Here is a 25,705-nt window from a genome sequence, read left to right as displayed (position 1 = left end):
CGATGGCGCTCGACCAGGCCCTCAAATTCCCTTCTACCTTGATCCCACCCCCACCCCAGGCCTAATCTAGAGCCGCCGCGTCAAATCACCGCACTGCGCCGCACCCTCGCTCCAGACAAGGAGGTTCCATGTTCGACTTCCACCCCCAGCTCAAGCAGCGTTTTGCTGCCTTGCGCACGGGCGCTGAATTCTTTTCCCTGCGTTACGTGCGCGAGTCCGGCCAGCACCTGTCGGTGCGCAAGAATGTCGCCGAACCGCCCAGCCTGGGCCGTGATGAAGGGGCGATGCTCACGGTGCGGGTCAACGGGGTCGAGGCGTATGCCGCTACCAACGATCTGTCCCAAACCGGCCTGCAAGCGGCGCTGGAACGAGCCGAGCAACAGGCCCGCCGGCTCAAGCCCCACGCCCTGCTGGACCTGCGCGAGCAAGCGGTGTCCAGCGACCGCGCCGATTACTTCTCGCCGAATTTCGACCAGGCCTTCCCACCACTGAGCGATTGCTACCAATTGCTCGGCGACGAGTCAGCCGCAGTGCCTCAGGACGAGCGCCTGGTGAACTGGCAAGCCAGCATCGGCCTGACCCAGGTCGAGCAGATCTACCTCAACAGTGCCGGTGCTGAATTGCGCCAGGCCCAACGTTTCATCTACCCGGCCCTGGAAGTCACCGCCTTCAACGGCAACGACAGCCAGACCCGCACCCTGGGCCGGGAAAATTTCGGCCAGCAAGGCAGCTTCGATGTGATCAGCCGCAGCGGCCTGCTCGGCGCCGGGCTGAAAATCGCCGACCAGGCCCTGCAACTGCTGCTGGCACCGAACACCCCGCAAGGCCCCCGCGACCTGCTGCTGATGCCTGACCAGATGATGTTGCAGATCCACGAATCCATCGGCCATCCGCTGGAACTGGACCGCATCCTCGGGGATGAGCGCAATTACGCCGGCACCAGCTTCGTCAAGGCCAGCGACTTCGGACACCTGCAATACGGTTCCAACCTCTTGAACGTGACCTTCGACCCGAACATTCCCGAAGAACTGGCCAGCTACAGCCATGACGACGATGGCAGCGCCGCCAGCAAACAGTTCCTGATTCGTGAAGGCCTGCTGCTGCGTCCACTGGGCGGCGCACTGTCACAGTTCCGTGCTGGCCTGGACGGTGTCGCCAACAGCCGCGCCTGCGGCTGGAATCGCCCGCCCATCGACCGCATGGCGAACCTGAACATCGAACCCGGCGACCAATCCCTGGAACAACTGATCCAAGGCACCGAGCACGGCGTGCTGATGCGCACCAACCGTTCCTGGTCCATCGACGACGCCCGCAACAAATTCCAGTTCGGCTGCGAGTGGGGCCAGCTGATCGAGAACGGCGAGCTCAAGGGCGTGGTGAAGAACCCCAACTACCGGGGTATTTCCGCGCAATTCTGGAAGAGCCTGCGCGCCGTGGGCGATGCCAGCACCTTCCAGGTCCTGGGCACGCCGAACTGTGGCAAGGGCGAACCGAACCAGGTCATCCGCGTCGGCCATGCCTCGCCGGCCTGCGTGTTCAGCAACGTTGATGTGTTTGGGGGAGATGCCTGATGAGCACTGTCAAGAATCCGGCCGAGGCATTCAAGGCGTTGGTCGACTGGCTGCGCGATGCCTTGCACGAGCCTGAACAGTTCACCCTCGGCTACGCCGCCGAGTCCTCGGCCTTCGTCCGTTTCAACCATGGCAAGGTCCGCCAGGCCGGCCAGGTGCAGCAAGCCAATGTCAGTTTCAAACTGATCGACGACGGACGCCACGCCGACTTGCAGATCACCTTGTCCGGCGAAGCCGAGACGGATTTGCAACGTTTGGCCGAAGGCCTGCAACAGCTGCGCGAAACCTTGCCGCTGCTGCCCCGCGATCCATACCTGCTGCTCAACCACACCCACTGGCAGAGCCATAACGTGCAGGACCATCCGTTGCCGGACACCGAGCAGGCCGTGGCCGAAATCAGCCGCGCCGCCGAAGGCCTGGACCTGGTGGGGTTCTACGCCGCCGGGCCCATCAGTCGAGGCTTCGCCAGTTCTGCGGGGGCGTTCGGCTGGCACCAGGCCAACAGCTTCAACTTCGATTTCAGCCTGTTCCATGAAAACGGCCAGGCCGTGAAAGCCAGTTACGCCGGGCATGAATGGAGCAGCGAAGGATTTGCCCGGCGCTTCGAACAGGCCCGCGAGCAACTGGCGTTTCTCGGCCTGCCGTTGCGCACGTTGCCGCCCGGCGAATACCGCGCCTACCTGGCGCCGGCCGCCCTGGAAGAGATCATGGGCATGCTCAGTTGGGGTGGGTTCTCGGCCCGGGCGATTGCCAGCAAGCAGAGCCCGTTGCAGAAGTTCTACGCCAACGAAGCAAGCTTGAGCCCCAACGTGTGGCTGAGCGAGCAGGTCAGCGGCTCCTTGAGCCCGGCGTTTTCCGACGAAGGTTATCCCCGCGATGACCTGGGGCTGATCGCCAAGGGCACAGCCAATGCGCAGTTGGTCAACTCCCGCAGCGCCGCTGAATACGGCCTCGCCGCCAACGGCGCCAGCAGCTACGAATACCCTACGGCGCTGGACATGCGGGGCGGACAGCTGGAGCACAAATACATCCTCGAACAACTTGGCACCGGGCTGTACATCAGCAACCTCTGGTACCTGAACTACTCGGACCAACCGGCCGCCCGCCTGACCGGCATGACCCGCTTCGCCACGTTCTGGGTCGAGAACGGCCAGATTGTCGCGCCGGTCAGCACCATGCGCTTCGACGACAGCGTCTACAGCCTGCTCGGCTCGCAACTCGAAGGCCTGACCCGAGAGCGGGAACTGCTGCTCTCGGCCAGCACCTACAGCCAGCGGGCCACGGCCTCGATGTTGTTGCCGGGGGCGCTGTTGAAGCGGTTGACCTTGACGTTGTAATGACCGGAGTTGTACCCCTGTGGCGAGGGAGCTTGCGCCCGCTCGACTGCGCAGCAGTCGCAAAACCCTGCTGACCCAACGCATCTGAAACACCGCGGTACCTGGTTTTAGGGTTGCTTCGCAACCCAGCGGGAGCAAGCTCCCTCGCCACAACAGCGATACCTGTTCCTGATCAACACTTCATACAAGAGGTCCCATGCCCAACCGCGCACCGCTCGACGCCGTCACCGCCCGCTGGCTTCCGTGGGTGGTGGCGATTGCCTTCTTCATGCAGTCCCTGGACGGGACCATCCTCAACACCGCCCTGCCCGCCATGGCCAGCGACCTGGCGGAAAACCCGCTGCGCATGCAGGGCGTGATCATCGCCTACATGCTCACCGTGGCGTTGCTGATCCCAGCCTCGGGCTGGATCGCCGACCGCTTCGGCACCAAGAAGATTTTCTTCGGGGCGATCCTGCTGTTCAGCTTCGGCTCGTTGCTGTGCGCCTTATCCAATTCGTTGAGCATGCTGATCGGAGCCCGGGTCATCCAGGGCCTGGGCGGTGCGCTGATGCTGCCGGTGGGCAGGCTGGTGGTGCTGCGGGCGTATCCGCGCTCGGAACTGGTGCGGATCATGGGCTTCATCACCATCCCCGGCCTGCTCGGCCCGCTGATCGGCCCGACCATGGGCGGTTGGATGGTGGAGTACCTGACCTGGCACTGGATCTTCATCATCAACCTGCCGGTGGGCGTGATCGGCTGTTATGCGGTGTGGAAGTTCATCCCCGACCTGCGGGGCAGCGAGCGCACGCGGTTCGATGGGTTGGGGTTCCTGCTGTTCGGTGCGGCGATGGTGCTGATCACCATTGCCATGGAAGGCCTGGGTGAGCTGCACCTGCCGCACCTGCGGGTGATGTTGCTGCTGTTCGGCGGCATGGCCTGCCTGGCGGCCTATTGGCTGCGGGCCGGGCACGTCGAGAATGCGCTGTTCCCGCCGTCGCTGTTCAAGACCCGGACCTTCGCCGTGGGCATTCTTGGCAACCTGTTCGCGCGCCTGGGCAGCGGTGCCCTGCCGTTCCTGGTGCCGTTGCTGCTGCAAGTCGCCCTGGGCTATTCACCGTCCCAGGCCGGCATGAGCATGCTGCCCCTGGCAGCGGCGGCCATGGTCGCCAAGTCCGTGGCCCGGCCGCTGATCGAACACCTGGGCTATCGCATCGTCCTGACCGGCAACACCCTGGCCCTGGGCCTGATGCTGGCGAGCATGGGCCTGGTCAGCGAACAGACGCCGTATTGGCTATTGCTGGCGCAACTGGCGGTGTTAGGGGCGATCAACTCGCTGCAATTCACCGCGATGAACACCGTGACCCTGATCGACCTGGACGACGCCAGCGCCAGCAGCGGCAACAGCCTGCTGTCGGTGGTGGCGCAGCTGTCCCTGAGCCTCGGCGTGGCCTGCGCCGGCGCCCTGCTCGGCGGCTTTACCGCCCAGGTGGGTAACGACGGGGTCGATACCGTGCTGGGCGCGTTCCAGCTGACCTTCGTAACGGTGGGGATCATGGCGATGCTGGCAGCGACGATTTTTTCCCAGTTGTCCAAGCAGGATGGGCGGCGGCAGAAGCGTCACGACGAGCATATCGAGCATTAAGCCAGGCGCTTGGGACGCTGTCCGAACCGGGGGACATGCTGGCTCTTGTGGCGAGGGAGCTTGCTCCCGCTGGGGTGCGAAGCGCCCCCAAAATCGGTCGACACGGTGTACCTGAAATATCGCGTCGCCTGGGTTACGACTGCTGCGCAGCCGAGCGGGAGCAAGCTCCCTCGCCACAGGGGCCACACCACAGCTCGTCCAGAACTTTCGAAGAAAGTGGCACGAGGCTGCTACACTGCGCGACATTTTGTTTTGCAGGCCCGTCCCGTGACCACCATTGCCACCGCTTTTAATACTTTGCCGCTGTCCGCCGCCATGCTGGCTAACCTCGAATCACTCGGTTATGCCCAGATGACGCCGATCCAGGCGCAAAGCTTGCCGGTGATTCTCAAGGGCATGGACCTGATCGCCCAGGCCAAGACCGGCAGCGGCAAGACCGCGGCTTTTGGCATCGGCCTGCTGAACCCGATCAACCCGCGCTTCTTCGGCTGCCAGGCCCTGGTGATGTGCCCGACCCGTGAGCTGGCCGACCAGGTCGCCAAGGAAATCCGTCGCCTGGCCCGAGCCGAAGACAACATCAAGGTCCTGACCCTGTGCGGTGGCGTGTCGTTCGGCCCGCAGATCGCTTCCCTGGAACACGGTGCCCACATCATCGTCGGCACGCCAGGACGTATCCAGCAGCACCTGCGCAAGGGTTCGCTGGTCCTGGACGGCCTCAACACGCTGATCCTCGACGAAGCCGACCGCATGCTCGACATGGGCTTCTACGACGCCATCGAAGACATCATCCAGCAGACCCCGGAACGCCGCCAGACGCTGCTGTTCTCCGCCACCTACCCGGTGGGCATCAAGCAACTGTCGTCCAAGTTCATGCGTAACCCGCAGCAAGTGAAGGCCGAGGCGTTCCACTCCGACGCGCAGATCGAGCAGCGCTTCTACGAGATCGCCCCCGAGGAACGCATGGACGCAGTGGTCAAGGTCCTGGCGCATTTCCGCCCGGCCTCCTGCGTGGCGTTCTGTTTCACCAAGCAGCAGGTCCAGGAAACCGTCGATCACCTGACGTCCAAGGGCATCTCGGCCGTCGGCCTGCACGGCGACCTGGAACAGCGCGACCGCGACCAGGTACTGGCGATGTTCGCCAACCGCAGCACCTCGGTGCTGGTAGCCACCGACGTGGCGGCCCGCGGCCTGGACATCGATGCACTGGACATGGTGATCAACGTCGAACTGGCCCGGGACTCGGAAATTCATATCCACCGTGTCGGCCGCACTGGCCGTGCCGGGGAGAAAGGCATCGCCATCAGCCTGGTGGCGCCGTCCGAAGCCCACCGCGCCCAGGCCATCGAGCAGTTGCAGAAGTCACCGCTGAGCTGGGACCAACTGGACAACCTCAAGCCCCAGGGCGGCGGCCCGTTGTTGCCGGCCATGAGCACTCTGTGCATCGGCGCCGGGCGCAAGGACAAGGTCCGCCCCGGCGACATCCTCGGTGCCCTGACCGGCGAGGCCGGCATCCCTGGCGCCCAGGTCGGCAAAATCGCGATCTTCGATTTCCAGGCCTACGTGGCCGTGGAACGCGGCATCGCCAAGCAGGCCCTGCAGCGCCTGAACGATGGCAAGATCAAGGGCCGGTCGTTGCGGGTGCGGATCCTCTGACCGCTGTTGATTCACCCTGTGGCGAGGGAGCTTGCTCCCGCTGGGCTGCGCAGCAGCCCTGAAAACCATGAACGCGATGCTTCAGACAGTTCGCTGGCTTTTCGACCGCTTCGCGCTCGAGCGGGAGCAAGCTCCCTCGCCACAAGAGCGAACTCCTGTCAGACCCCAGATATGCAGAGGACACCGTTTTGCGCTCTACCGAAGTCGTGATCATTGGCGCTGGCGCCGCAGGGTTGATGTGCGCACTGACCGCCGCCGCGCGCGGGCGGCAGGTGATGTTGCTGGACCACGCCAACAAGGCCGGCAAGAAAATCCTCATGTCGGGCGGTGGACGCTGCAATTTCACCAACATGTACACCGAGCCAGGCAATTTCCTCTCGCAGAACCCGCACTTCTGCAAATCGGCCCTGGCCCGCTACACCCAATGGGACTTCATTGCCCTGGTGGCCAAGCACGGCGTGCCCTATCACGAGAAAAAGCTCGGCCAGTTGTTCTGCGATAACAAATCCAGCGACATCCTCGGCCTGCTCTTGGATGAATGCGACCAGGCCGGCGCCAGCCTGCATCTGGACACCTCGATTACACAGATCGAAAAAGCCGACGGCGGCTACCTGCTGCAAACCACCCTTGGCGCTATCGCCTGCCAGTCCCTGGTGATCGCCACGGGCGGGCTGTCGATCCCAACCCTGGGGGCGACCGGTTTCGGCTATCAGGTGGCAAAACAGTTTGGCCATGAACTGCTGCCCTCCCGCGCCGGCCTGGTGCCGTTCACCATCACCGATCAGCTCAAGGCGCTGTGCACCGAGTTGTCAGGCACCTCGGTGGATTGCCTGGTGAGCTGCAACGACCAGAGCTTTCGCGAGAACATCCTGTTCACCCATCGCGGCCTGAGCGGTCCGGCGATCCTGCAGATTTCCTCGTTCTGGGAATCGGGGGACACGGTGCAGATCAACCTGTTGCCGGACCACGACGTGCCGCAATGGCTGCAACAGCAGCAGAGCGAACGCCCCAATAGCGAGCTCAAGACGTTGCTGGGCGAGTTGTTCACCAAGAAAATGGCCAACCTGCTGGCGGACACCTGGTTCGTCTCCAAACCCATGAAGCAATACACCCATGCGGAGCTGGCAGACATCGCCGAAAAACTGGCGAGCTGGAACGTCGTCCCCGCTGGCACCGAAGGCTACCGCACCGCAGAAGTCACCCTGGGCGGCGTCGATACCCGGGAAGTCTCGTCCAAGACCATGGAGTCGCTGAAAAGCCCCGGCCTGTATTTCATCGGCGAAGTGCTGGATGTCACCGGGCACCTGGGTGGGTTCAACTTCCAATGGGCGTGGGCTTCGGGGTATGCCGCCGCGCAGTACGTCTGATCCCCACCTGGGTTGAGCCTGCTTCTGTGGCGAGGGAGCTTGCTCCCGCTGGGCTGCGCAGCAGCCCCCCTCTCAAGCTCACTCAATCAACCTGATCCACCGTGTCGCCGGGTTTTAGGGCCGCTGCGCGCCCCAGCGGGAGCAAGCTCCCTCGCCACCGGGAAGTGGCCTCAGGTGCATCGCGGAACACTTTTTGCTGTCGGATGTGATCGCCGCCATTGCGTCGGCGTCATTACTGCCTCAATTTAGCGTCATTGCCCGTCAGGCCCGTGCACTTCATGTCAGCAAACTCGTTTAGCCAGTCTTTGCGTCGCCTTTGGGCGTTGGATAAGTTCAGTTATAGCGTGCGGGTCTTCATCGCCCTGACCGGCAGCATGGGGCTGTGCTGGTATCTGGATGAGATGGGGCTGCTGATTCCCTTGTTCCTGGGCATCATCGCCAGCGCCCTGGCCGAGACGGACGACAGTTGGCAGGGCCGCCTCAACGCGCTGGCCGTGACCCTGGTGTGCTTCACCGTCGCGGCACTGTCGGTTGAATTATTGTTCCCCTATCCCGTCCTGTTCATCATCGCCCTGGCCCTGGCGGCCTTTGGCCTGACCATGCTTGGCGCCCTGGGTGAGCGCTATGGCGCCATCGCCTCGGCCACGCTGATTCTGTCGGTCTACACCATGATCGGCGTGGACCAGCGCGGCGGCGCAGTCAATGATTTCTGGCATGAACCCCTGCTACTGGTCACGGGGGCCGCGTGGTACGGCTTGCTGTCGGTGTTGTGGCAGGCGTTGTTTTCCAACCAACCGGTGCAACAAAGCCTGGCTCGGCTGTTTCGCGAGCTGGGACGCTACCTGAAACTCAAATCGTCGCTGCTGGAGCCGATCCGCCAACTGGACGTCGAAGCCCGACGCCTGGAACTGGCCCAGCAAAATGGCCGGGTGGTCGCTGCGCTCAACAGCGCCAAGGAAATCATCCTGCACCGCGTGGGCAATGGCCGCCCCGGCTCGAAAGTCAGCCGGTACCTGAAACTGTACTTCCTGGCCCAGGACATCCACGAACGCGCCAGCTCTTCTCACTATCCCTACAACGCCCTGGCCGAGGCCTTCTTTCACAGCGACGTACTGTTCCGCTGCCAACGCCTGCTGCGTCAGCAAGGCAAGGCCTGCCAGGCGCTGGCCGAGTCGATCCAACTGCGCCAGCCGTTCGTCTACGACGACACCTTTGCCGAGGCCCTCAACGACCTGCACGCGTCCCTCGAACACCTGCGCATCCAGAGCAACCCGGCCTGGCGCGGCTTGCTGCGTTCGTTGCGGGCACTGTCGGTGAACCTGGCTACCATGGACCGCCTGCTCAGCGACGCGAGCAACCCCGACGCCCTGGCCGACGCCACCGACAGCAGCCTGCTCGACCGCTCGCCGCGCAACCTCAAGGATGTCTGGCTGCGCTTGCGTACCCAGCTCACGCCCACTTCGCTGCTGTTCCGGCATGCCCTGCGCTTGCCCTTGGCCCTGAGCGTGGGCTACGCCATGGTGCACCTGATCCATCCGTCCCAGGGCTATTGGATCATCCTTACCACACTGTTCGTGTGCCAGCCCAACTACGGCGCCACCCGGCGCAAGCTCGGCCAGCGGATCATCGGCACCGCCATCGGCCTGACGGTGGCCTGGGCGCTGTTCGATCTGTTTCCCAATCCGCTGGTGCAATCGAGCTTCGCCATTGCCGCCGGGGTAGTGTTCTTTACCAACCGCACGACCCGCTACACCCTGGCGACAGCGGGGATCACCATCATGGTGCTGTTCTGCTTCAACCAGGTGGGCGACGGCTACGGGCTGCTGTTGCCACGGCTGTTCGATACCTTGCTCGGCAGCCTGATTGCCGGGCTGGCGGTCTTCCTGTTCCTGCCCGACTGGCAGGGCCGTCGGCTGAACAAGGTGCTGGCCAATACGCTGACCTGCAACAGCATCTACCTGCGCCAGATCATGCAGCAGTACGCCGCCGGCAAAAGCGACGACCTGGCCTATCGCCTGGCCCGACGCAACGCCCACAATGCCGATGCCGCATTGTCCACCACCCTGGCCAACATGCTGATGGAGCCGGGGCATTTCCGTAAGGAAGCCGATGTGGGGTTCCGTTTCCTGGTGCTGTCCCACACCCTGCTCAGCTACCTGTCGGGCCTGGGCGCCCACCGGGGCACCGAACTGCCGACCGAAGTGCGCGAACAGTTGATCGACGGGGCTGGGGTGAAACTGGCAGCGAGCATCGACGAAATCGCCCAGGGCCTGGCAAGTAAACAGCCGATCGCGATCCAGAGCGACGAAGAAGAAGCCCTGGCCAGCGAGCTTGAGCGGATGCCCGATGAAATCGACGAAGGACAGCGCCTGGTGCAGACGCAACTGGCGTTGATCTGCCGTCAGCTTGGCCCATTGCGGACCTTGGCGGCGCATTTGATGAAGGCCTGACGGCCTCAGCTTCAAGCTTCAAGCCATAAGCTGCAAGCAAAGTTCGTGCGCTCTGCTTGCAGCTTATGGCTTGAGGCTTGAAGCTGCTCCCCCCTACATCCCATGCGCCTTCAACAGCCGCGCATAACTCCCATCCGCCTTCATCGCCGCGATCTCCCGATCAAATCCGGCCACAATCTGCTCATGCTCCGGGTTCTTCAGGCTGACCAGGATGTGCAGGCTGTTTTCGCTCAAGGGCTTGGGCAGGAACTCCACGGCGCTGCGTACCTTGGCGGATTCGCGGGCCAGGTAATAGCGGGCGACGTACTCGTCTTCCAGGGTCAACTTCACACGATCGGCAGCCAGCATGCGCACCGCCATCGCAAAGTTATGCACAGGGACTTTCTGCATTTGCAGGTCTTCGTCGAAGTCCTTGGAGTAGGCGTAGCCGCGAACCACGGCGATGGGATAGGCACGCAGCTGTTGCAGGCTGTCAAACTGGATCGTTTCGTCCTTGCGCTTGATGAAACGCACACGGTTGAGCAGATACTCAGCCGAGAACTGGCCAATGTGAGTGCGCTCCTCGCTGTACCAGGCGTTGACCAGCACATCATAGCGGCCCTCGCCGATGCCCAGCATCGCCCGGGCCCAAGGCACCTGTTCGAAGTCCGTGGCATAGCCGGCCCGCGCCAGCGCCGTGCTGACGATATCGGTCGCCAGGCCACCATTGATCAATGTGGAATCGGTAAAGGGCGGCCAGGCATCGGCGACCAGACGCAGCTTTTGCGCGCAGGCCTCATAGCTCAGTAACAGCAATCCGATCAATGCAAGAGCTCGATGCAATCGCGGCATGCCAAACGTCCTTGACGGGTTCAAAGCCCGGTTTGTTTTTAGCCGACACTCAACAGGCATCCTCAGACACCCGGTCCTAACATTAGCTCATTGGAACCGCTGCGCAGCGCTGTCACGAAGATTACACAAAGACGACAACGCCGCGACAGAGGAATGATGGCATTTTGGTCTTTATCGCAGATTTTCCAGTCGAGCGAGAAAGAGACTTCCGGGCCAAGCACGCTTAATATCGGCATCAAGCTCTTCAGGAAATTCAAAAATGGATATCGAGTGGGTCTGTAAACATCACAGTGACCTGAGCAAGGAACAGCTGTATGCCATCCTCAAATTGCGTGCCGAAGTGTTCGTTGTCGAACAGAACTGCGCCTACCCGGACGTTGACGGCCTGGACCTTGAGGGCGACACGTGCCATTTGATGGCTTGGCAGGGCAACCACCTGGTGGCCTATCTGCGCCTGCTCGACCCGCATTCGCAAAACAGTGACGTGGTGATCGGGCGCGTGATCATTGCGCCAGAAGCACGGGGCAAGGGGTTGGGCCATCAACTGATGGAACAGGGCCTCAAGCACGCCGAGAGACACTGGCCCGGCACCTCGATCTCACTGTCGGCCCAGGCGCATTTGCAGGGGTACTACGGGCGGTATGGGTTTGAAGTGGTGGGTGTGGAATACATGGAGGATGGGATTCCACACATTGGTATGCATCGGCCTTAAGATCCTCTTCGCGAGCAAGCCCGACCCCACTGTGGGAGCGGGCTTGCTCGCGAAGGCGTCAGCCCAGGCATAACCAGTATTCAGGGATATTCAAGCACCGCCTTGATCCGCTGCAAATTCCCCTCGATCCACCCCCGATCAATCGCCCCCCAATCGCGAATCCGATAACGCCCGGCATGGTTGCGCGCGCCGTCCTCTTGCTCGAACTCACAAACGATATCCAGGTCAGCCAGCGCGGCGATGGTGTCCTGGGCGGTACGCCGTGGCATGCCGGTGGTTTCGGTGAGGGCCGGGACGTTGCTGGCGACACCGCTGTCGATCAGGTAAGCCACGTACAAGCGACGGTAGAAGCTGCTCTTGGTCTTGCTGACATCCATTCGGTCATTCCTTGTGGGGTTGCAGATCCCGCCAGGTCAGGTACACCCGCAGGTCGAATTCCAACTGGTGATACCCCGGCAGCATGTGCTCGCAGAGTTGGTAGAACGCCTTGTTGTGGTCCGACTCCTTGAAGTGCGCCAGCTCGTGCACCACGATCATGTTCAGGAACTCGGGCGCCGCGTCCTTGAACAACGCAGCGATGCGGATTTCCTTCTTGGCCTTGAGCTTGCCACCCTGCACCCGCGACACCGCGGTATGCAGGCCGAGGGCGCGATGGGTCAGGTCCAGGCGACTGTCGAACAACACCTTGTCGATGGCTGGCGCGTTACGCAGGTATTGCTGCTTGAGGTCCAGCGCATAACCGTACAGGGCCTTGTCGCTCTGGATCGGATGCCGATCCGGATAGCGCTGTTGCAGGTAATCGCCCAGTCGGTCCTGGGCGATCAATTGCTGCACTTGGGCTTGCAGGGCGGCGGGGTAGGCCTGGAGGTATTTGAGCGCGGTCATCAAGGGGCAACACAGTCACAAGAGGCCGCCAGTGTAGCGAATTCAAGCCTGCACCGCGCTCCAGTCGAACGGTGTGGCGAAGGCATCGGTGTCTTCGGCCATCAAGGGCCGCGCCACGAGGACCCCCTGCACATACTCGCAGCCATGGGCCTGCAGCCACTCATATTGCTCGCGCGTCTCCACCCCTTCGGCAATCACCCGCAAGCCCAGTTGCGTACACAGGTCAATCACCGAGGCGGCCAACGCGGCATCCCGGGGCGACCCCGGTACGCGGGCGATCAGATGCCGATCGAGCTTGAGGGTATCGAGCTCAAGGTCGCGCAGATGCGTCAATGAGCAGGGTCCCGAACCAAAGTCATCCAATGCCACCCGCACCCCGAGGTGACGCAGCAGTCGCAATTGCTTTTGGGTTTCATCGGGGTTGCGCATCAGCGCATCCTCGGTCACCTCGACCTCCAGTTGCCGAGGCTTCAAGGCATGACGCTCCAGGACCTGGCGCAACTCGGTCACCAGGTTGGGCATGCCGAACTGGGTACTACTCAGGCTCACCCCCAACACCAGGTCGTCAGCGAACAAGCGCTCCCAGACTTTGCGCTGGGCCGCGCTGCGATGATAAATCCAGCTGCCCAGGCGACTGATCAACCGCGCCTCTTCCAGCAAGGGCAGGAACAGGCCCGGCGGAACATCACCGACGCTGGGGTGCTGCCAGCGCAACAGCGCCTCGAACCCACGGATCCGCCCATCGATGATGCTTACCTGCGGCTGGTAGACCATATTGAAGTCGCGGTTCTCGATGGCCGAGCGCACGCTCTCTTCCAGCATCAGCCGTGAACGGGCGCGACCGTTCATTTCATGATCGTAAAAGCGGTATTGCTGGCGACCGGCACGCTTGGCTTCGTACATGGCGATGTCGGACGCCCGCAGCAACCCATCGAGATTGGCGCCGCAATCGGGGTACGTCGCGATGCCGATACTGGCCCCCAATGCGACGTCCATGCCTTCTATCTGCTGGCAGATCGCGACCCGCTCGATGAGTTTCTCGGCGATCTTGGCCGCTTGCTCGGGGAACTCCAGGTCCAGCAGCGCCGTGAACTCGTCCCCGCCCAGGCGCGCCAGGATATCGAATGGGCGCAGGCACGCCTTCAACTGTTCCGACACCCAGCGCAATACCCGGTCCCCGGCATCGTGCCCCAGCGAGTCATTGACCCGCTTGAAGCCATCGAGGTCCAGGTACAGCAACACCCAGTTGCTTTCCAGGCGCTCGCTGCGCATCAACAGGTTTTCGGCGGTCTGGTAGAACCCCCGGCGGTTGAGCAAACCGGTCAGCGGGTCCGTGACGGCCTGGTATTCGAGTTGTTGGTGCAAATGGCGAACCACGGACATGTCCTGGAGCGTCACCACCATCGCCTTCTGCTCCGACGGCAACGGCGCACAGGACAAGGCCACCGACACCTGCTGGCCAGGCGCCGTGCGCAGCACCGCGTCATGCAGTCGCCAGGTTTCACCGCGCCGATAGGCGTTGTGGATATCGGAATCGACCCACTCTGGGATGTGCGGTTTCTGCAGGAAATCCAGGAACGGCATGCCCTGCAACTGCTCGGCGGTGGCATTGAGCAAGCGGCAGGTAGAAGGGTTGGCGAAGCGGATACAGCCATTCTCATCCACCACCAGGATGCCTTCGGCGGCGTTGTCCAGCACCGAGGCATTGAAGGCCCTGGCCGCTTCGAGATCCTGGCTCAGGCGCTGCAAGGCCCGGCGATTGCGCTGGTGCTCGAGCAGCGCCTGGACCTTGGGCTTGAGGATTTGCGGATCGAAGGGTTTGAACAGGTAATCCACGGCGCCACTGGCATAGCCCTTGATCACCGCATCCTGGGATTGCTCGTTGGCCGTCAGGAAAATGATCGGCGTGAGCCGCGTACGCTGGCTGCCGCGCATCAGGCGCGCCACTTCGAAACCGTCCATGTCGGGCATCTGCACATCCAACAGAACCAGATCGATGTCGTGTTCAAGCAACAGGTTAAGCGCCTCGACCCCCGAGGACGCGGTCATGACTCGCCAATCCTGACGCTGCAACAAGGCTCGCATGCTGAGCAGGTTTTCAGGGTAATCATCAACAATCAAAAGGACAGAGCTGTCTTCGCCGAGCGGTGGTTGCGCGCATTCCATGCTGCTTCTCTTATCGGGCGCCACGTCCGTTTTTTACGTAGCAAAGCGGACAAATACTGTCCCCTCACTCTAGACCGGGATTGTCAAAAGCAGTAGGTGTCAACGCGCCATCATCCAGACAAAGCCCGAAATAGCCGACTAACGGTCACCCTCCTCGGGCACAGAAACTGCAAAGACCCCTTCGACGGACAATTGACGTCAACCACCCGCCGAAAAGTTGCCGGGCAGTTTCTTCCGTCGCTTACTCGTACGCCCGAAAAGACCGGCCTAGAGCCTTGCCTTGTGGTGTGCAGCTTTTTCATCGAGTGACAGAGGATCCCCACCATGATCGATCTCTCAACCTGGAACCTGAGCATCCCCGAAGGCAGCCCGCCGGCTACCATCGAAACCTCCCAGCTCGTGCAAGGGTTCCAGGCCCCGTATTTCCACTCCGACTCCGGCACGGTTTTTTTCTGGGCGCCGGTGACCGGCTCCACAACCGCTAATGCTATTTATCCGCGCAGTGAACTTCGTGAAACCTACAGCGACGGCACCTTGCGCAATTGGCTGTACCCGGCGGCGGACAACAAGCTGGCTGCCACCCTGGCCGTCAGCCAGGTGCCCAGCACCGGCAAGGTCGTGATTGGTCAGATCCATACCAAGAACAGCACCAGCCCCCTGTTGAAGCTGGAATACCAATATAAAACCTACAGTTCCACCGGCAACATTGTCGCCAAGGTGCGCATGCGCCCGGACGACGAAACAGGCCAAGTCATCACCATCGCCACGGGCATCAAGCTGAATCAATCCTTCTCTTACCTGATCCATCTCAGCCCCGCCGGCGTCCTGACCATCAATGGCGCGGGTTACCAGTGGAGCTCCCCCATCAGTTCCACGTGGAGCGACAAGCCGCTGTACTTCAAGGCGGGCGTGTACGTGCAGGACAATACCGGTTATCCCACCGAAGGTGGGACCGTGACGTTCAGCCTGCTGGATATCGATCACATCTAGGCGCTTTGCGTGGCGCCAGGGCAGCAACGGAATGCTGCCAGCCCAGCCAGACACTATGGATGCGCAATAGTTCATGGCGAGCTCGAAACTACCGACTAACGGTTATCCATCCAGGCATAAATGCTGCAATTGACATGCTTGACGGACAATTGACGTCAAACATCCGCCGGATGGCCATTCAAAAAACCCTTCCTGCGTGATCAACACACTCCAAATGCTCGGAGTAGAGCCTCCCGCTTTGGTACTCAGCATTTTTACGCCCGTTACGCAGGATCCGACCATGATCGATCTCAACACTTGGAACTTGAGCATTCCCGAAGGCAGCCCCGCCATCACCATCGAAACACCTCGGCTGGCCCAGGGGTTCAAGGATGAATACTTCCACTCCGACACCGGCACGCTGTTCTTCTGGGTACCGGTGACCGGCACCAAGACTGCAAACGCGATCTACCCACGCAGCGAACTGCGGGAAACCTACAGCGACGGCACCCTGCGCAACTGGTTGTACCCGGCGGCGGACAACATCCTGCGCGCGACCATGACCGTCAACCAAGTGCCCAGCACTGGCAAGATCGTGATCGGCCAGATCCACACCAAAGACAGCACCAGCCCCATGGTGAAACTGGAGTACCAGTACAAAACCTACAGCTCCACCGGCAACATCGTCGCCAAGGTGCGCCTGCGTCCCGACGATGAAACCGGCCAAGTCATTACCATCGCCACCGGCGTGAAGCTGGACCGCAGCTTCTCCTACATGATCCACCTGAGCCCGAAGGGCGCACTGGGTATCAGCGCAGCGGGCTACAACTGGAGAACCACCGTCGATCCTAGCTGGAAGGTCAAGCCCCTGTATTTCAAAGCAGGGGCGTATGTGCAGGACAACACCGGCTACACCACCGAAGGCGGCAAAGTGACGTTCAGCCTGCTGGAAATCAAACACAACATCTGATCACTTTTCCTGGCGCCATGGCAGCACGGATGCTGCTTGCGGGGCCCTCCTCGACGCTTCGGCAACCCATCTCACGCTCAATCGAGCACAAGGCACGCAGCAGTGCCATATCGCCATCGTTCAAAAAAAATCTGCTTTAGCCGACTAACGGTCGTCTGTCTCGGGCACCAAAGCGGCAAACGTCACTCTGACGGTCTGCTGACGCCAACCCTCCGCCGGGTCCCCGTGAAAAACGCGAGCTCCCGCTTCCTCCTGGCGTCAGTGAAAGCGCGTCCTAGAGCCTTCGGCTGTGGCGTAAATCATTTCTTATGTACAGAAAGGATCCGAACATGGTCGATCTTGCAACCTGGAACTTGAGCATCCCCGAGGGCAGCCCACCGAAAACCATTGAAACGCCTCGGCTGTTGGATGGCTTCCAAGATAAATACTTCAATTCCGAAGGCAGCACGGTGTATTTCTGGTCACCGGTGACCGGCACCAAGACTGAAAATGCGATCTACCCGCGCAGCGAATTACGAGAGACCTATAAAGACGGCACCTTGCGCAACTGGCTGTATCCCGCTGCCGACAATAAATTGAGTGCGACCCTGGTGGTCAACCAGGTACCCAGCACCGGCAAGATCGTGATCGGGCAGATTCATGCCAAGGACAGCAGCAAACCCATGGTGAAGCTGGAATACCAGTACAAGGACGACAGCAAGACCGGCAACATCGTCGCCAAAGTGCGCATGCGCCCCGATGACGACGAGGGTCGGGTTATCACCGTGGCCAGCGGCGTGAAGCTTTCTCAGTCCTTCAGTTACCGGCTTCACCTTGATCGAACCGGCGACTTGGGTATTACTGCGGCGGGTCGTAGTTGGTACACCACCATCAGTTCTACGTGGCGGGACAAGCCGTTGTACTTCAAGGCTGGCGTGTATGTGCAGGACAACAGTGGGTATACCAGCGAGGGTGGGAAAGTGACGTTCAGTAAGTTGGATATCGATCACAACACTTGATTGTGTGCTTTCGATAGAGAGATATCGTGTGTATATCCGTTGCTGCGGTAACGGCTGCTGACGGTTCCGCTCTTACAGCGGCTCACTTTTGAGAAGCGCAAAAGTAAGCAAAACGCTCTTGCCCCACCACTCGGCACCTCGCCTAGGCTCGGTGTGCCCTCACTCCGGCATTGCTCCGTGGGCCGCCGCGAAGGGCCATCCATGGCCCAGCGCGGCTATCCCGGCATCCATGCCGGGATGCCCACTGCGCAATGTCTGCGTTCGGCCAGCGTGGTTTAACGGGGCGCCCCAGATCAAAAGCATGCCCGAGGCGGCCTTATAGCCGGCCTGTCTCCTTGTCGTACTCCGCTCCAATTGTGGGAGCGAGCTTGCTCGCGATGGCGGCCTGACAGCCGACCAGGATTGGTGGGATGGCCGGAGATTTTGATCGCTCCCCTGGCCTTCTGAAAATCTCGTAGGAATCTCCCCTTTTGTGACGAGGGGATTTATCCCCGCTGGGCTGCAAAGCAGCCCCCTCTTTTCGTCAGACCAGCCCCATACCCAGGATTTACGGCGGCTGCGCCACCGAGCGAGAGCAAGCTCCCTCGTCACAGAGGTTGTGGGCGTCCTACAGGTCGGTTGTTGCCTCAAAAATCCCCTTCTATAGTTCGGTTCACCTGCTGGCTTTGGTTAGCGGAGGGTTTCGCAGCCCTATCGAGGAATACATGGCATTTCTTTTTCTTCGAGGACTTCAACCTTATGTCGACAAATCAATCATCCAGCAACTTCACCCCGCTTACCCCAACAGCCACCACCCACCCCGTCCTGTTCATCGATAAAACCGCCCCACTGACCGAACTCCACGCCTGCGCCAGCGAACGCCTGCACGCCACCCTCGACTACCTGACGCTCATGGCCTGCACCACACTGCGCGATTCGGCCGAGACCGACATCAACACCATCACCAACATCGCCCGGATCATGGTCCAGGATGTGGCGGATGTTTTTGGGGTGATTGAACAGCGCGGGCTCGAAGGACAGTAAAAACCTGCGGGAGGAGTCTGCTCGCGATACTGTTGGCGCAGCAGGAAGAGCTGTTGGCTGACGCACTATTAACGCGAGCGGGCTCGCCTATCGTCCGCCTACAGTCATCGCTGACTCAGGAAGTCATGTGCATATTCTCCAGAGCAGAGTAGGATTAAATCCTATCTTATTCAGGAAGCCCATCATGCGTAGCACTCAACAGTTCAGCATAACTCTGCCTAAGCAGATGGCCGACGTGGTGAAAGCCAAGGTTGCTGCCGGTGAATACGCCACTGAAAGCGAAGTCATTCGTGATGGCCTCCGGGCGCTGCTGGCCCGTGATCGCGCTTTGGAAAACTGGCTCGTAGGCCAAGTAGCCCCCGCTTATGATGCATTGAAAGCTGACCCCTCACGCGCGCTGAGCGTCGATGAAGTGCGCTCCCGATTGGCGGCGGAGCACCAGAATGCCACTATCAAATCGTAATGGCGTATAGCATTGATTTTGTCCCGGAAGCCCTTGAGCAGTTAGCTGCGCTATATAGCTACATTGCCACGGCGTCTTCGCCAGAAACCGCGCAGCGGTATACCAACGCCATCGTGACCTATTGCGAAGAACTACGGACGTTCCCGCACCGAGGCAACCAGAGGGACGACATACGCCCTGGGCTGCGTATCACAAACTACCGCAAGCGGACCGTGATTGCCTTTGTCGTTGATGCCGAGCAGGTTTCCATCTTGGGCGTTTTTTATGGGGGGCAGGACTTTGAAGTCGCTTTGCAATGTGAACTGGACGATTAACGTGCAGTAGATTCTGTGTAGGGTCAAAGGGGATTTACACACAAATACAAAACAAAAAAACCCGCATCACTGCGGGTTTTTTCTGACACCTGAAACTCAGTTGACCTTAGCGTTCAACTCACCCTTCAAATACCGCTGATACATCGCTTCCAACGAAATCGGCTTGATCTTCGAAGCATTCCCCGCCGTCCCAAACGCCTCATAACGCGCAATGCACACATCACGCATGGCCGTCACAGTAGCGCCGAAGAACTTACGTGGATCAAACTCGCTCGGGTTGGTCGCCATCAAACGACGCATGGCACCGGTAGAGGCCAGGCGCAGGTCGGTGTCGATGTTGACCTTGCGCACGCCGTACTTGATGCCTTCGACGATTTCCTCAACCGGCACGCCGTAGGTTTCCTTGATGTCGCCGCCGTACTGGTTGATGATCGCCAGCCACTCCTGCGGTACCGAGGACGAACCGTGCATCACCAGGTGAGTGTTGGGGATGCGCTTGTGGATTTCCTTGATGCGGTCGATGGCCAGTACGTCGCCGGTAGGTGGCTTGGTGAACTTGTAGGCGCCGTGGCTGGTGCCGATGGCGATGGCCAAGGCGTCGACCTGGGTCTTCTTGACGAAGTCCGCAGCCTCTTCCGGGTCGGTCAGCATCTGGCTGTGGTCCAGCACGCCTTCGGCACCGATGCCGTCTTCTTCACCGGCCATGCCGGTTTCCAGCGAGCCCAGGCAACCCAGTTCGCCTTCCACGGAAACGCCGCAAGCGTGGGCCATGGCCACGGTTTGCTGGGTGACGCGCACGTTGTATTCGTAATCGGTCGGGGTCTTGCCGTCTTCGCCCAGGGAGCCGTCCATCATCACCGAGCTGAAGCCCAGCTGGATGGAGCGCTGGCAGACGTCAGGGCTGGTGCCGTGGTCCTGGTGCATGCACACCGGGATGTGCGGGAACTCTTCGATCGCCGCCAGGATCAGGTGACGCAGGAATGGCGCACCGGCATATTTACGGGCGCCGGCCGAAGCCTGGACGATCACCGGAGAGTCAGTCTTGTCAGCGGCTTCCATGATGGCGCGCATCTGCTCAAGGTTGTTGACGTTAAAGGCTGGAACGCCGTAGCCAAACTCGGCTGCGTGGTCCAGCATCTGACGCATGCTGATAAGTGCCATTAGTGTGTCTCTCCCGGTCGAGGGTCGTTAATCGTGCCAGCCTGCCGGAGCGGCGGCGGCTATTCAAGTCATTGCGGATCGGGGGTCGGCCCCGGCCTGCGTGTTCGGTGAAACAAAATCTCAAAACTAAGAGGCCCGCTCCCACATTGGGTCTCCGTGGATCAATTGGCCTTGCAACCCCGCCCAATCAAGTCATTGGTGGCGACCCAATACACCAGGCCTTCCTCACCCTTGACGTGAAACGCCAGCATGTCATCGCTGTACAGTGAACCTTCAGCACCCGGTTCAAGCTTGAGGCGATAAACCTTATCGGCGCCGCCCAGGCGTACATCGACTTCCTTGTGGGCGGTATCGGTGTAGCGCCAGAGCACTTTGGCCTCGCTGTCACAGGTCCAGGTCGTCCAACCTTCAACAGGTTCGGACGAGTGTAAAAAGTCCAACTGCGCACAACCGCCCAGCAATACCAACGCCACGACGGCGATCAAGCCTTTCATCCGTGTTCCTCGACTGACGGCACACGCCGCCAGCCATGAGTTAAGAGTCAGACCCGTCAAGGACAGCCATGTTCCTTGGTCGGGGTTTGCGTCTCGTATTTGTCCAGGCCGTCCGGCCCGGAACGCTTGTTCAGCACCGGGTTGGTCTCGGCCTGCCAGTCGGCCTGGTAACAGCCATCTTCAGGCGCCGGCGTGCCGGGTTGCGGGGCCGTAGCCTGCGGGCCGCTTGAGCAGGCCACCAGCATCGTCGCCGCCAACAGCAACGGGATCGTCTTGACCATCAGAACACTCCTTTGCCTGGTCAACGCAGCTTCAGGCCTTGGCCCGGCTTTCCAGGACTTCCACGGCTGGCAACACTTTGCCTTCGACGAACTCGAGGAATGCGCCGCCGCCCGTAGAAATGTAGGAGATCTGCTCGGCCACGCCATATTTGTCGATGGCCGCCAGGGTGTCGCCGCCACCTGCGATGGAGAACGCAGCGCTGTCGGCGATAGCCTGGGCCAGCACCTTGGTGCCGTTGCCGAACTGGTCGAACTCGAACACGCCGACCGGGCCGTTCCACAGGATGGTTTTGGAAGACTTCAGCAGTTCGGCGAAGTTGGCTGCGGTTTGCGGGCCGATGTCGAGGATCATGTCGTCCTCGGCTACGTCATCGATCAGCTTGACGGTGGCGGTGGCGCTTTCTGCGAATTCCTTGGCCACGACCACGTCCACTGGCAACGGTACGCTGACCTTGGCGGCGATTTCCCGAGCGGTGTCCAGCAGGTCCGGTTCGTACAGGGATTTGCCGACCGGGTGACCCGCAGCGGCGAGGAAGGTGTTGGCGATGCCGCCACCGACGATCAACTGGTTGCAGACCTGGCTCAGGCTGTTGAGCACGTCCAGCTTGGTGGAGACCTTGGAGCCGGCGACGATGGCGGCCATCGGCTGGGCCGGGGAGCCCAGGGCCTTGCCCAGTGCGTCCAGTTCAGCAGCCAGCAACGGACCTGCTGCGGCGACTTTGGCGAACTTCGCCACGCCGTGGGTCGAACCCTCGGCGCGGTGGGCGGTGCCAAAGGCGTCCATCACGAACACGTCGCAAAGGGCGGCGTACTGCTGGGCCAGTTCGTCGGCGTTCTTTTTCTCGCCCTTGTTGAAGCGCACGTTTTCGAACAGCACGACATCGCCGGCCTTCACGTCCACGCCGCCCAGGTAGTCAGCCACCAATGGCACATCGCGGCCCAGGGCACGGCTCAGGTAATCGGCCACAGGCTTGAGGCTGTTTTCCGCCGAGAACTCACCTTCGGTCGGACGGCCCAGGTGGGAGCAGACCATCACGGCCGCGCCTTTTTCCAGGGCCAGCTTGATGGTCGGCAGCGAAGCCAGGATACGCGCGTCGCTGGTGACAACACCGTCCTTGACGGGGACGTTGAGGTCTTCGCGGATCAGTACGCGCTTACCTTGCAGATCGAGGTCGGACATCTTCAACACGGTCATGGGTCGCAATTCCTGGGTAACTGTTTAGAGAGCAGGTTTTTTTGAAGCGGTTTGCAGGTAATGCTCGGCAACATCCAGCATTCGGTTGGCAAACCCCCATTCGTTGTCGAACCAGGCCAGGATGTTCACAAGCCGAGGCCCGGAAACACGGGTCTGGCTGGCATCGACGATGGCCGAATGCGGGTCATGGTTAAAATCACAACTGGCATGAGGCAACTCGGTGTAGGCCAGAAGGCCTTTGAGCGGACCGCTGGTGGCGGCTTCGCGCAGGATCCGGTTGACCTCGGTGGCGTCGGTATCGCTCACGGTCTGCATCGTAATGTCGAGGCAGGACACGTTGACCGTCGGCACCCGCACGGCTTTGGCCTGAATTCGCCCCGCAAGTTCCGGCAGCAGCCGTTCAATGCCGCGCGCCAGACCAGTGGACACCGGAATCACCGATTGGAATGCCGAACGGGTGCGGCGCAAGTCCTCATGGTGGTAGGCGTCGATCACCGGCTGGTCGTTCATCGCCGAGTGAATGGTGGTGATCGACACGTATTCCAGGCCAATGGCCTGGTCCAGCAGGCGCAACAGCGGCACGCCGCAGTTGGTGGTGCAGGACGCGTTGGACACCAGCAGTTCGTCGCCGGTCAGGCAATCCTGGTTCACGCCGTAGACAATGGTGGCGTCCACGTCCGCTTCGCTGGCCATCGGCTGGGAGAACAACACCCGTGGCGCGCCGGCAGCGAGAAAACGCTGGCCGTCTTCGCGGGTGTGGTAGGCACCGGAGCATTCGAGCACCAGATCGACATCCAGGGACGCCCAATCGATGCCTTCGGGGGTGGCACTGCGCAAGACCTTCACGCAGTCGCCGTTAATATGCAGACAATCGCCCTCGACCCGCACTTCGCCGGGAAACCGGCCGTGGGTGGAGTCAAAGCGTGTCAGGTATTCGATGCTGGCCATGTCGGCCAGATCGTTGATGGCCACAATCTCGAACCCGGCCTTGGCCCCTCGCTCGAACAACGCACGCAAGACGCAACGACCAATCCGGCCGTAGCCGTTGAGTGCAACTTTGTAGGGACGCGGTTGGGGCATGGGGGTTCTCTGACCTAGTTGAATCCATTGAGGCAGTTCGTCTGAGCCACCGCTATCGCGAGCAAGCTCGCTCCCACAGGATCGGTGGAGAACCTTGTGGGAGCGAGCTTGCTCGCGATGGCGGCAGAACAGACAACCTGTTTGCGGATCAGTCTTCCAGCAACTCTTCAGCCTGACCCAGGATGTTTTCCAGGGTAAAACCGAATTCCTCGAACAGCGCTGGCGCAGGCGCCGATTCGCCGTAGGTGGTCATGCCAATCACGCGACCTTCCAGGCCCACGTACTTGTACCAGTAATCGGCATGGGCAGCCTCGATGGCGATCCGTGCACTGACCTGCAGCGGCAACACCGCTTGCTTGTAGCCGGCGTCCTGGGCGTCGAACACGCTGGTGCAAGGCATGGACACTACGCGCACGTTGCGGCCCTGCCCGGTCAGCTTGTCGTAGGCCTGGACGGCCAGGCCGACTTCGGAACCGGTGGCGATCAGGATCAGCTCAGGCTCGCCGATGCAGTCCTTGAGCACATAGCCGCCACGAGCGATGTCGCCGATCTGGTCGGCATCACGGTTCTGGTGCTGCAGGTTCTGGCGGGAGAAGATCAGCGCCGACGGGCCGTCGTTACGCTCGATCGCGTATTTCCAGGCCACCGCCGATTCCACGGCATCGCATGGGCGCCAGGTATCCAGGTTCGGCGTGCAACGCAGGCTCGCCAGTTGCTCGATCGGCTGGTGAGTCGGGCCGTCTTCACCCAGGCCGATGGAGTCGTGAGTGAACACATACAGGACGCGTTTTTTCATCAGCGCCGACATGCGCACGGCGTTGCGGGCGTATTCCATGAACATCAGGAAGGTCGCGCCGTAAGGCACCAGGCCGCCGTGCAGCGCCACGCCGTTCATGATCGCGCTCATGCCGAACTCGCGAACGCCGTAGTACATGTAGTTGCCGCTGGCATCTTCAGCGCTGACGCCTTTGCAGCCTTTCCACAGGGTCAGGTTGGAACCGGCCAGGTCGGCCGAACCGCCCAGCAGTTCCGGCAGCAACGGGCCGAAGGCGTTCAGGGTGTTCTGGCTGGCCTTGCGGCTGGCGATGGTTTCGCCCTTGGCGGCGACTTCAGCGATGTACGCCGAGGCTTTTTCGGCGAAGTCGGCCGGCAACTCGCCGCTGAGGCGACGCACCAGTTCATTGGCCAGTTCAGGGAATTCGGCGGAATACGCGGCGAAACGCTGATCCCATTCGGCTTCGACCGCGCGACCTTTTTCCTTGGCATCCCATTCGGCGTAAATGTCGGCCGGGATTTCGAACGGGCCATGGTTCCACTTCAACGCGGCACGGGTCAGGGCGATTTCCTCGGCACCCAATGGCGCGCCGTGGCAGTCTTCCTTGCCTTGCTTGTTCGGCGAGCCGAAACCGATGGTGGTCTTGCAGCAGATCAGGGTCGGCTGGGCGCTTTTGCGGGCCGTCTCGATGGCGGTCTTGATCTCTTCCGGGTCGTGGCCGTCGACGTTGCGGATCACCAGCCAGTTGTAGGCTTCGAAGCGCTTGGGGGTGTCGTCGGTGAACCAGCCTTCGACTTCGCCGTCGATGGAGATGCCGTTGTCGTCGTAGAAAGCAATCAGCTTGTCCAGGCCCAGGGTGCCGGCCAGGGAGGCGACTTCGTGGGAAATGCCTTCCATCATGCAGCCATCACCCAGGAATACGTAGGTGTGGTGATCGACGACGTTATGGCCGGGACGGTTGAATTGCGCCGCCAGGACTTTTTCTGCCAATGCAAAACCCACGGCGTTGGCCAAGCCCTGGCCCAATGGACCGGTGGTGGTTTCCACGCCTGGGGTGTAGCCGTATTCCGGGTGGCCCGGGGTGCGGCTGTGCAGTTGACGGAAGTTTTTCAGGTCATCGATCGACAGGTCGTAGCCGGTCAAGTGCAGCAGCGAGTAGATCAACATCGAGCCGTGACCGTTGGACAGTACGAAACGGTCACGGTCGGCGAAGGCTGGGTTGCTCGGGCTGTGCTTGAGGTAGTCGCGCCAAAGCACCTCGGCGATATCCGCCATACCCATGGGGGCACCGGGATGGCCGCTGTTGGCTTTCTGCACGGCATCCATGCTGAGGGCACGAATGGCATTGGCACGCTCACGACGGCTGGGCATCGCTGTTCTCCTGCG

The 25,705-nt window shown here is 61.2% G+C and carries 23 protein-coding genes; 13 read left to right on the top strand and 10 right to left on the bottom strand.

Annotated elements, in window-relative coordinates; genetic code table 11:
* Positions 1–128: 128 nt before the first annotated feature.
* The 6 genes from BLU76_RS03040 to yccS all read left to right on the top strand — a co-directional run bounded on the left by BLU76_RS03040 (position 129) and on the right by yccS (position 10,002).
* The gene (locus BLU76_RS03040; protein ID WP_092146274.1) at positions 129–1,571 is read left to right on the top strand and encodes a TldD/PmbA family protein; all 1,443 of its coding nucleotides are present in this window, start codon (positions 129–131) and stop codon (positions 1,569–1,571) included.
* Complete coding sequence (locus tag BLU76_RS03035; protein WP_092221447.1) at positions 1,571–2,908, top strand: TldD/PmbA family protein; 1,338 nt, start codon at positions 1,571–1,573, stop codon at positions 2,906–2,908. The genes BLU76_RS03040 and BLU76_RS03035 overlap by 1 nt, the downstream gene beginning before the upstream one ends.
* 196 nt (positions 2,909–3,104) lie before the next feature.
* Positions 3,105–4,532: a multidrug transporter subunit MdtD gene (mdtD, locus tag BLU76_RS03030; RefSeq protein WP_092221445.1), complete on the top strand. Its 1,428-nt coding sequence runs from the start codon at positions 3,105–3,107 to the stop codon at positions 4,530–4,532.
* Positions 4,533–4,847: 315 nt separating this feature from the next.
* Positions 4,848–6,185 (top strand): ATP-dependent RNA helicase DbpA, encoded by a 1,338-nt coding sequence (dbpA, locus tag BLU76_RS03025; RefSeq protein WP_256572627.1) that lies wholly within the window; start codon positions 4,848–4,850, stop codon positions 6,183–6,185.
* 188 nt (positions 6,186–6,373) lie between these two features.
* Positions 6,374–7,552: a BaiN/RdsA family NAD(P)/FAD-dependent oxidoreductase gene (locus BLU76_RS03020; protein WP_092221442.1), complete on the top strand. Its 1,179-nt coding sequence runs from the start codon at positions 6,374–6,376 to the stop codon at positions 7,550–7,552.
* Between the two features lie 278 nt (positions 7,553–7,830).
* A complete protein-coding gene (gene yccS / locus BLU76_RS03015) occupies positions 7,831–10,002 on the top strand; it encodes a YccS family putative transporter (protein ID WP_063324016.1) in 2,172 nt (723 codons plus the stop codon).
* Positions 10,003–10,095: 93 nt separating this feature from the next.
* Here the strand turns inward: yccS and BLU76_RS03010 are convergent, their stop codons facing one another.
* Positions 10,096–10,833 carry a substrate-binding periplasmic protein gene (locus tag BLU76_RS03010; RefSeq protein WP_063324015.1) on the bottom strand — a complete coding sequence of 246 codons (738 nt, stop codon included), beginning with the start codon at positions 10,831–10,833 and terminating at the stop codon, positions 10,096–10,098.
* A gap of 259 nt (positions 10,834–11,092) precedes the next feature.
* Here BLU76_RS03010 and BLU76_RS03005 point away from each other — a divergent pair, with 259 nt between their 5' ends.
* Entirely contained in the window at positions 11,093–11,545 is a 453-nt protein-coding gene (locus BLU76_RS03005) for a GNAT family N-acetyltransferase (RefSeq protein ID WP_092151164.1), read from the top strand.
* Between the two features lie 80 nt (positions 11,546–11,625).
* Here the strand turns inward: BLU76_RS03005 and BLU76_RS03000 are convergent, their stop codons facing one another.
* The 3 genes from BLU76_RS03000 to BLU76_RS02990 are packed head-to-tail and all read right to left on the bottom strand — an operon-like array spanning position 11,626 to position 14,596.
* A complete protein-coding gene (locus BLU76_RS03000; protein ID WP_092151167.1) occupies positions 11,626–11,922 on the bottom strand; it encodes a winged helix-turn-helix domain-containing protein in 297 nt (98 codons plus the stop codon).
* Between the two features lie 4 nt (positions 11,923–11,926).
* On the bottom strand, positions 11,927–12,430 hold the full coding sequence (locus BLU76_RS02995) for a M48 metallopeptidase family protein (RefSeq protein ID WP_092151170.1): 504 nt from the start codon (positions 12,428–12,430) through the stop codon (positions 11,927–11,929).
* 42 nt (positions 12,431–12,472) lie between these two features.
* Positions 12,473–14,596: a putative bifunctional diguanylate cyclase/phosphodiesterase gene (locus tag BLU76_RS02990; RefSeq protein ID WP_092221440.1), complete on the bottom strand. Its 2,124-nt coding sequence runs from the start codon at positions 14,594–14,596 to the stop codon at positions 12,473–12,475.
* Positions 14,597–14,920: 324 nt separating this feature from the next.
* On the opposite strand from BLU76_RS02990, the gene BLU76_RS02985 reads away from it, so the two are divergent.
* From BLU76_RS02985 to BLU76_RS02960, 6 genes are all read left to right on the top strand, one after another.
* Positions 14,921–15,586 (top strand): polysaccharide lyase family 7 protein, encoded by a 666-nt coding sequence (locus BLU76_RS02985; protein WP_063324011.1) that lies wholly within the window; start codon positions 14,921–14,923, stop codon positions 15,584–15,586.
* Positions 15,587–15,866: 280 nt separating this feature from the next.
* Entirely contained in the window at positions 15,867–16,535 is a 669-nt protein-coding gene (locus BLU76_RS02980; RefSeq protein WP_092151176.1) for a polysaccharide lyase family 7 protein, read from the top strand.
* A gap of 329 nt (positions 16,536–16,864) precedes the next feature.
* Entirely contained in the window at positions 16,865–17,533 is a 669-nt protein-coding gene (locus tag BLU76_RS02975) for a polysaccharide lyase family 7 protein (RefSeq protein ID WP_092221438.1), read from the top strand.
* A 738-nt stretch (positions 17,534–18,271) separates the two neighbouring features.
* Positions 18,272–18,556, top strand: a complete 285-nt coding sequence (locus BLU76_RS02970; protein WP_092150775.1) for a fructose-bisphosphate aldolase — start codon at positions 18,272–18,274, stop codon at positions 18,554–18,556.
* A gap of 184 nt (positions 18,557–18,740) precedes the next feature.
* On the top strand, positions 18,741–19,019 hold the full coding sequence (locus BLU76_RS02965) for a ribbon-helix-helix domain-containing protein (protein ID WP_092150772.1): 279 nt from the start codon (positions 18,741–18,743) through the stop codon (positions 19,017–19,019).
* Complete coding sequence (locus tag BLU76_RS02960) at positions 19,019–19,333, top strand: type II toxin-antitoxin system RelE/ParE family toxin (protein WP_092221436.1); 315 nt, start codon at positions 19,019–19,021, stop codon at positions 19,331–19,333. The genes BLU76_RS02965 and BLU76_RS02960 overlap by 1 nt, the downstream gene beginning before the upstream one ends.
* 96 nt (positions 19,334–19,429) lie before the next feature.
* Here the strand turns inward: BLU76_RS02960 and fba are convergent, their stop codons facing one another.
* From fba to tkt, 6 genes are all read right to left on the bottom strand, one after another.
* Positions 19,430–20,494, bottom strand: coding sequence for a class II fructose-bisphosphate aldolase (fba, locus tag BLU76_RS02955; protein WP_003177554.1), 1,065 nt, complete (start codon positions 20,492–20,494; stop codon positions 19,430–19,432).
* Positions 20,495–20,655: 161 nt separating this feature from the next.
* Positions 20,656–20,988 (bottom strand): MliC family protein, encoded by a 333-nt coding sequence (locus tag BLU76_RS02950; RefSeq protein WP_063324006.1) that lies wholly within the window; start codon positions 20,986–20,988, stop codon positions 20,656–20,658.
* Between the two features lie 56 nt (positions 20,989–21,044).
* Positions 21,045–21,269: a YajG family lipoprotein gene (locus BLU76_RS02945; protein ID WP_092150766.1), complete on the bottom strand. Its 225-nt coding sequence runs from the start codon at positions 21,267–21,269 to the stop codon at positions 21,045–21,047.
* A gap of 31 nt (positions 21,270–21,300) precedes the next feature.
* Complete coding sequence (locus BLU76_RS02940) at positions 21,301–22,464, bottom strand: phosphoglycerate kinase (protein ID WP_063324004.1); 1,164 nt, start codon at positions 22,462–22,464, stop codon at positions 21,301–21,303.
* Between the two features lie 24 nt (positions 22,465–22,488).
* On the bottom strand, positions 22,489–23,544 hold the full coding sequence (epd, locus tag BLU76_RS02935; protein WP_063324003.1) for an erythrose-4-phosphate dehydrogenase: 1,056 nt from the start codon (positions 23,542–23,544) through the stop codon (positions 22,489–22,491).
* A gap of 148 nt (positions 23,545–23,692) precedes the next feature.
* Positions 23,693–25,690, bottom strand: coding sequence for a transketolase (gene tkt / locus BLU76_RS02930; protein ID WP_092221434.1), 1,998 nt, complete (start codon positions 25,688–25,690; stop codon positions 23,693–23,695).
* Positions 25,691–25,705 lie beyond the last annotated feature (15 nt).

Source organism: Pseudomonas sp. NFACC08-1 (genome assembly GCF_900106735.1).
GTDB lineage: Bacteria > Pseudomonadota > Gammaproteobacteria > Pseudomonadales > Pseudomonadaceae > Aquipseudomonas > Aquipseudomonas fluorescens_Q.
The sequence above is the reverse complement of the archived record's forward strand: the minus strand, read 5'-3'. Positions and strand labels throughout refer to the sequence as shown.

What these genes read in the sequence shown, in the direction of transcription:
- BLU76_RS03040 (WP_092146274.1), top strand. Translation starts at nt 129, where the DNA reads ATGTTCGACTTCCACCCCCAGCTCAAGCAGCGTTTTGCTGCCTTGCGC.
- BLU76_RS03035 (WP_092221447.1), top strand. Translation starts at nt 1,571, where the DNA reads ATGAGCACTGTCAAGAATCCGGCCGAGGCATTCAAGGCGTTGGTCGAC.
- mdtD (WP_092221445.1), top strand. Translation starts at nt 3,105, where the DNA reads ATGCCCAACCGCGCACCGCTCGACGCCGTCACCGCCCGCTGGCTTCCG.
- dbpA (WP_256572627.1), top strand. Translation starts at nt 4,848, where the DNA reads ATGCTGGCTAACCTCGAATCACTCGGTTATGCCCAGATGACGCCGATC.
- yccS (WP_063324016.1), top strand. Translation starts at nt 7,831, where the DNA reads ATGTCAGCAAACTCGTTTAGCCAGTCTTTGCGTCGCCTTTGGGCGTTG.
- BLU76_RS03010 (WP_063324015.1), bottom strand. Translation starts at nt 10,833, where the DNA reads ATGCCGCGATTGCATCGAGCTCTTGCATTGATCGGATTGCTGTTACTG.
- BLU76_RS03005 (WP_092151164.1), top strand. Translation starts at nt 11,093, where the DNA reads ATGGATATCGAGTGGGTCTGTAAACATCACAGTGACCTGAGCAAGGAA.
- BLU76_RS03000 (WP_092151167.1), bottom strand. Translation starts at nt 11,922, where the DNA reads ATGGATGTCAGCAAGACCAAGAGCAGCTTCTACCGTCGCTTGTACGTG.
- BLU76_RS02995 (WP_092151170.1), bottom strand. Translation starts at nt 12,430, where the DNA reads ATGACCGCGCTCAAATACCTCCAGGCCTACCCCGCCGCCCTGCAAGCC.
- BLU76_RS02990 (WP_092221440.1), bottom strand. Translation starts at nt 14,596, where the DNA reads ATGGAATGCGCGCAACCACCGCTCGGCGAAGACAGCTCTGTCCTTTTG.
- BLU76_RS02985 (WP_063324011.1), top strand. Translation starts at nt 14,921, where the DNA reads ATGATCGATCTCTCAACCTGGAACCTGAGCATCCCCGAAGGCAGCCCG.
- BLU76_RS02980 (WP_092151176.1), top strand. Translation starts at nt 15,867, where the DNA reads ATGATCGATCTCAACACTTGGAACTTGAGCATTCCCGAAGGCAGCCCC.
- BLU76_RS02975 (WP_092221438.1), top strand. Translation starts at nt 16,865, where the DNA reads ATGGTCGATCTTGCAACCTGGAACTTGAGCATCCCCGAGGGCAGCCCA.
- BLU76_RS02970 (WP_092150775.1), top strand. Translation starts at nt 18,272, where the DNA reads ATGTCGACAAATCAATCATCCAGCAACTTCACCCCGCTTACCCCAACA.
- BLU76_RS02965 (WP_092150772.1), top strand. Translation starts at nt 18,741, where the DNA reads ATGCGTAGCACTCAACAGTTCAGCATAACTCTGCCTAAGCAGATGGCC.
- BLU76_RS02960 (WP_092221436.1), top strand. Translation starts at nt 19,019, where the DNA reads ATGGCGTATAGCATTGATTTTGTCCCGGAAGCCCTTGAGCAGTTAGCT.
- fba (WP_003177554.1), bottom strand. Translation starts at nt 20,494, where the DNA reads ATGGCACTTATCAGCATGCGTCAGATGCTGGACCACGCAGCCGAGTTT.
- BLU76_RS02950 (WP_063324006.1), bottom strand. Translation starts at nt 20,988, where the DNA reads ATGAAAGGCTTGATCGCCGTCGTGGCGTTGGTATTGCTGGGCGGTTGT.
- BLU76_RS02945 (WP_092150766.1), bottom strand. Translation starts at nt 21,269, where the DNA reads ATGGTCAAGACGATCCCGTTGCTGTTGGCGGCGACGATGCTGGTGGCC.
- BLU76_RS02940 (WP_063324004.1), bottom strand. Translation starts at nt 22,464, where the DNA reads ATGACCGTGTTGAAGATGTCCGACCTCGATCTGCAAGGTAAGCGCGTA.
- epd (WP_063324003.1), bottom strand. Translation starts at nt 23,544, where the DNA reads ATGCCCCAACCGCGTCCCTACAAAGTTGCACTCAACGGCTACGGCCGG.
- tkt (WP_092221434.1), bottom strand. Translation starts at nt 25,690, where the DNA reads ATGCCCAGCCGTCGTGAGCGTGCCAATGCCATTCGTGCCCTCAGCATG.